We start from the raw sequence: 4603 nt of genomic DNA, 5'->3' as shown, positions 1-4603 counted from the left end.
GTGTTTACCGCAGATAAAGCAAATGTTTTCGTGATTATCAGACCATGTACATGCCGCCATTGACATGAAGCGTCTCACCTGTGATATAGGCTGCTTCGTCAGAGGCTAAGAATGCAACAGCATTGGCAATTTCCTGCGGGTCGCCTAAACGACCTGCTGGCACTTCTGCCAAAATACCCGAACGTTGATCTTCGTTCAGTGCACGCGTCATATCCGTCTCAATAAAGCCCGGAGCTACGACGTTTACAGTAATGCCACGTGACGCAATTTCTCGCGCCAGTGATTTGCTAAAGCCAATCAAACCTGCTTTTGCTGCCGCATAGTTTGCCTGACCCGCGTTACCCATGGTTCCAACTACAGAACCGATGGTAATGATACGGCCCACGCGTTTTTTCATCATGGCACGCATAACCGCCTTAGAAAGGCGGAAGACTGATGTCAGGTTGGTATCGAGGATATCCGCCCACTCATCGTCCTTCATGCGCATCAACAGATTGTCACGCGTAATGCCTGCATTATTGACTAAAATGTCCACTTCGCCAAATTCGGCGCGAACTTGTTCGAGGACGCTCTCAATTGAGGCGGCATCGGTGACGTTCAGCAGCATGCCTTTGCCCTTGTCGCCGAGGTAAGCACTGATTGCTTCCGCACCGCTTGCACTGGTGGCCGTTCCGACCACTTTAGCACCGCGCGCAGCCAGCGTTTCCGCGATGGCGCGACCGATACCACGGCTTGCACCGGTAACCAGCGCTACTTTACCTTCAAAGCTCATGTTTTTCCTCTTATTCCTGTGTAAGTGCTGCGCTCAGTGAAGCAGAGTCGTTCACGGCAGCAGCACTCAGGCTATCCACAATACGTTTGGTCAGACCGGTCAGGACCTTACCTGGACCGATCTCCAGCAACTGTTCAACGCCCTGCGCCGCAAGAAACTCGACCGATTCGGTCCAGCGAACGGGGCTATAGAGCTGACGCACCAGCGCACTACGAATTGCGGCACCCTCGGTTTCGCATTTCACGTCAACGTTATTCACCACCGGCACAGCTGGCGCGTTAAACGTAATATTTTCCAGCGCAACCGCCAGTTTATCGGCCGCTGGTTTCATCAATGCACAGTGTGATGGCACGCTCACTGGCAGCGGCAGCGCACGTTTAGCACCCGCGGCTTTGCACGCGGCACCAGCACGTTCAACCGCTTCTTTATTACCGGCGATAACCACTTGGCCTGGCGAGTTGAAGTTAACCGGTGAAACCACCTGGCCTTGTGCGCTCTCTTCACAGGCTTTACGGATTGACGCATCGTCAAGACCGATAATCGCCTGCATCGCGCCAGTACCTTCTGGCACCGCTTCCTGCATCAATTTGCCGCGCAGTTCGACCAATTTGATCGCATCAGCGAAATTCAGTACGCCAGCACACACCAGCGCTGAATATTCACCTAAGCTGTGACCTGCCATCAACGTTGGCTGCACCGCATTTTTGCTCTGTAACACGCGATAGATCGCGACAGAAGCCGCCAGCAATGCCGGCTGCGTTTGCCAGGTTTTATTCAGCTCTTCAGCCGGTCCTTGTTGAACCAACTGCCATAAGTCATAGCCCAGCGCGTCAGAAGCTTCACGGAAAGTGGCTTCAACCTGCGAATTTTCTGCAGCCAATTCGGCAAGCATGCCGACGGTCTGCGATCCCTGTCCCGGGAAAACAAATGCAAATTGCGTCATCTACTGTTCCTGTCTATCAAAAGCGAACCAGCGCGGAACCCCAGGTGAAACCACCACCAAAGGCTTCCAGCAGAATCAGTTGTCCTGGCTTGATACGACCATCGCGCACCGCTTCGTCGAGCGCGCTTGGCACCGATGCGGCTGAGGTGTTGCCGTGACGATCAAGCGTGACCACCACTTTATCCATGCCCATCCCCAGCTTTTTCGCGGTCGCGCTAATAATGCGCAGATTTGCCTGGTGCGGCACCAGCCAATCAAGCTGTTCACGATCAAGGTTATTGGCTTGCAGGGTTTCATCAACAATATGGGCCAGTTCAGTCACGGCCACTTTGAAGACTTCATTACCCGCCATAGTCAGATAAGCTGGCTCATCCTGATGCGCACGATCCTGATAAGGCAGCGTTAACAGTTTACTGTAACGGCCATCAGCGTGCAGATGCGTAGAAAGGATGCCGGGTTCTTCACTTTGGCTGAGAACCACCGCGCCTGCACCGTCACCAAACAGAATAATAGTGCCGCGATCTTCAGGATCGAGCGTACGGGCCAGCACATCCGCGCCGATCACCAGCGCATGCTTAACCGCACCATTTTTGATGTATTGATCGGCCACGCTGAGTGCATAGGTAAAACCTGCACAAGCAGCAGCCAAGTCGAAGGCAGCGCAATCTTTGATTTCCAGCATTTGCTGGATCATGCACGCTGAACTTGGGAAGGCGTGGCTGGAGGACGTGGTCGCCACAATGATCAGCCCAACGTCATTGGCATCAACACCTGCCATTTCTAACGCACGTTGTGCTGCGGTGAAGCCCATGGTCGCAACGGTTTCATCCGGTGCGGCAATGCGACGCTCACGAATACCGGTACGTGTGACAATCCACTCGTCCGAAGTCTCCACCATTTTTTCCAGATCCGCATTGGAGCGAATCTGCTCAGGCAAATAGCTGCCCGTACCGATAATTTTGGTAAACATCTACGCTTTGTCACTCCTGGCTAATACAGTGTCAAGGCGCGCTGCAATCCTCTCTGGGACTTGCCGCCGCACCGTCTGCTCTGCCTGCTCTATCGCCACGGCAAACGCACGTTGATTCGCCGCACCGTGGCTTTTGATCACTGTTCCGCGCAATCCTAACAGACAAGCGCCATTGTACTGGTCGGGGTTGAGGTGGCCGAAACGTTTAGCCAGACGTTTTTGAATAAAGCGTCCCAACAATTTAAGCCACCAAGCCCGTTTTTTTCCTTCTCCTGATGATTTCAGCAGAGAAAGAAACATTCTTACCACGCCTTCCATGGTTTTCAACGTGACGTTACCCACGAACCCATCACAGACCAGCACATCCGTTTTGCCGGTGAGGAGATCGTTCCCCTCAAGATAACCAATATAGTTGATTTGCGGCGACGCTCGCAGCACCGCAGATGCGGTACGGATTGTTTCCAACCCTTTGGTCTCTTCCTGACCAATATTTAGCAGCGCCACACGCGGCTGGGCGATGTCCAATACTTCCTCGGCCATCACTGCGCCCATAATCGCAAACTGCACCAGCATGTCGCTGTCGGAATCCACGTTAGCACCGAGATCCAGCACCACCGTTTTGCCGTGCTGTTGATGCGGCAGCACCGTCATCAGCGCCGGACGTTCTATGCCTTCCAGCGGCTTAAGCAACAGTTTCGACAAGCCCATCAATGCGCCGGTATTACCCGCACTGACACAGCCTTGCGCTTTGCCCTCTTTCACCAACTCTAACGCCACGCGCATCGAACTGCCGCGGCTGTTACGAATCGCCTGAGAAGGTTTGGCATCACTTGCAATAACCGATTCGGCAGGAATAACCTGCACACGCCTCTGTAACGAGGAATCCGCTTTGGCAAGAAATGACGAGATGATGTCGGGATCGCCGACCAGAAGAAGAACCAGCTCCGAATGAGAGGCCAGTGCCTGCAAGGATGCAGGCACTGTCACGCAGGGACCGAAGTCCCCGCCCATGGCATCAACTGCCAGGGTCAAACGTGTCAAGGTATCGCCTTGCGTAACCGCAAGGATTACTTGGTGATAACCTTGCGACCGCGGTAGTAACCATCCGCAGTGATATGGTGACGCAGATGAGTTTCGCCAGAAACTTTATCTACTGACAGAGCAGCAGTGGTCAGCGCATCGTGTGAACGACGCATACCACGCTTAGAACGGGTTGGTTTATTCTGTTGTACGGCCATGGACCTTACTCCTATTACTTACGCTTTAAACTGGCTAATACGGCAAAGGGATTTGGTTTTTCTGCCTCTTCAGGCAATTTGCCAAATACCATGTCCGCGTCGGACACTTCACAGTGTTCAGAATCATGCACCGGAACCACGGGCAGCGCGAGGATGAGTTCATCTTCGATCACTGCCAGCAAGTCGATCTCACCAAAATCATTGACATCAACTGGCTCGTAGGCTTCCGGTAGTGCCTCGGCCTGATCATCCGAAGAGACAGGACTGAAGCAATAGCTTACGTGGATATGATGGGGAAACGATTGGTTGCAGCGCTGACATGACAAAGTCACCTGCACTTCCGCTGTTCCTTGCAGAACGGCGAGGCGCTGGTTGTCAACCGCAAACGACATATCGCATTCAACATCACTGTCCACACTCACGACCGTTTCGGCCAAGCGCGCCACCAATTCAGGTGCATAAACACCGTGATAATCAAGGCGTTTCTGCGCGGCGCGGACCGGATCGAGCGTCAGGGGTAATTTTACCTTTTGCATAGGGCGCGCATATTAACTTTGTAACGTCATAGAGTCAAAGAAAAAGGCCGGTTTACGGCATCTTTCACCCGTTAGTCGCATCCAGTGCGGCGCATAGTTTAAAATGACTGTCATCTTTACGCTATCTATTCTGAAAAAAAATGA

6 protein-coding genes are annotated in these 4603 nt (G+C 53.1%); all 6 read right to left on the bottom strand.

Annotated features, from left to right (window positions below):
- Positions 1–37: 37 nt before the first annotated feature.
- From fabG to yceD, 6 genes are read right to left on the bottom strand one after another with little or no spacing between them, the layout of a single operon-like run.
- Positions 38–772: a 3-oxoacyl-ACP reductase FabG gene (gene fabG, locus ABDW13_RS23280; RefSeq protein ID WP_343554870.1), complete on the bottom strand. Its 735-nt coding sequence runs from the start codon at positions 770–772 to the stop codon at positions 38–40.
- Between the two features lie 10 nt (positions 773–782).
- Positions 783–1715: an ACP S-malonyltransferase gene (gene fabD / locus ABDW13_RS23275; protein WP_343554869.1), complete on the bottom strand. Its 933-nt coding sequence runs from the start codon at positions 1713–1715 to the stop codon at positions 783–785.
- Between the two features lie 16 nt (positions 1716–1731).
- Entirely contained in the window at positions 1732–2685 is a 954-nt protein-coding gene (locus ABDW13_RS23270; protein WP_343554868.1) for a beta-ketoacyl-ACP synthase III, read from the bottom strand.
- Positions 2686–3726, bottom strand: coding sequence for a phosphate acyltransferase PlsX (gene plsX, locus ABDW13_RS23265; protein WP_343554867.1), 1041 nt, complete (start codon positions 3724–3726; stop codon positions 2686–2688).
- Positions 3727–3752: 26 nt separating this feature from the next.
- Complete coding sequence (gene rpmF / locus ABDW13_RS23260) at positions 3753–3923, bottom strand: 50S ribosomal protein L32 (RefSeq protein ID WP_007885783.1); 171 nt, start codon at positions 3921–3923, stop codon at positions 3753–3755.
- 14 nt (positions 3924–3937) lie between these two features.
- Entirely contained in the window at positions 3938–4459 is a 522-nt protein-coding gene (yceD, locus tag ABDW13_RS23255; RefSeq protein WP_343554866.1) for a 23S rRNA accumulation protein YceD, read from the bottom strand.
- Positions 4460–4603 lie beyond the last annotated feature (144 nt).

Origin of the sequence: Pantoea sp., assembly GCF_039594315.1 — a bacterium.
In the GTDB taxonomy this organism is placed as follows: Bacteria; Pseudomonadota; Gammaproteobacteria; order Enterobacterales; family Enterobacteriaceae; genus Pantoea.
Note: the sequence above shows the minus strand (reverse complement) of the source record. Positions and strands in the feature narration are given on the sequence as shown.

What these genes read in the sequence shown, in the direction of transcription:
- fabG (WP_343554870.1), bottom strand. Translation starts at nt 772, where the DNA reads ATGAGCTTTGAAGGTAAAGTAGCGCTGGTTACCGGTGCAAGCCGTGGT.
- fabD (WP_343554869.1), bottom strand. Translation starts at nt 1,715, where the DNA reads ATGACGCAATTTGCATTTGTTTTCCCGGGACAGGGATCGCAGACCGTC.
- ABDW13_RS23270 (WP_343554868.1), bottom strand. Translation starts at nt 2,685, where the DNA reads ATGTTTACCAAAATTATCGGTACGGGCAGCTATTTGCCTGAGCAGATT.
- rpmF (WP_007885783.1), bottom strand. Translation starts at nt 3,923, where the DNA reads ATGGCCGTACAACAGAATAAACCAACCCGTTCTAAGCGTGGTATGCGT.
- yceD (WP_343554866.1), bottom strand. Translation starts at nt 4,459, where the DNA reads ATGCAAAAGGTAAAATTACCCCTGACGCTCGATCCGGTCCGCGCCGCG.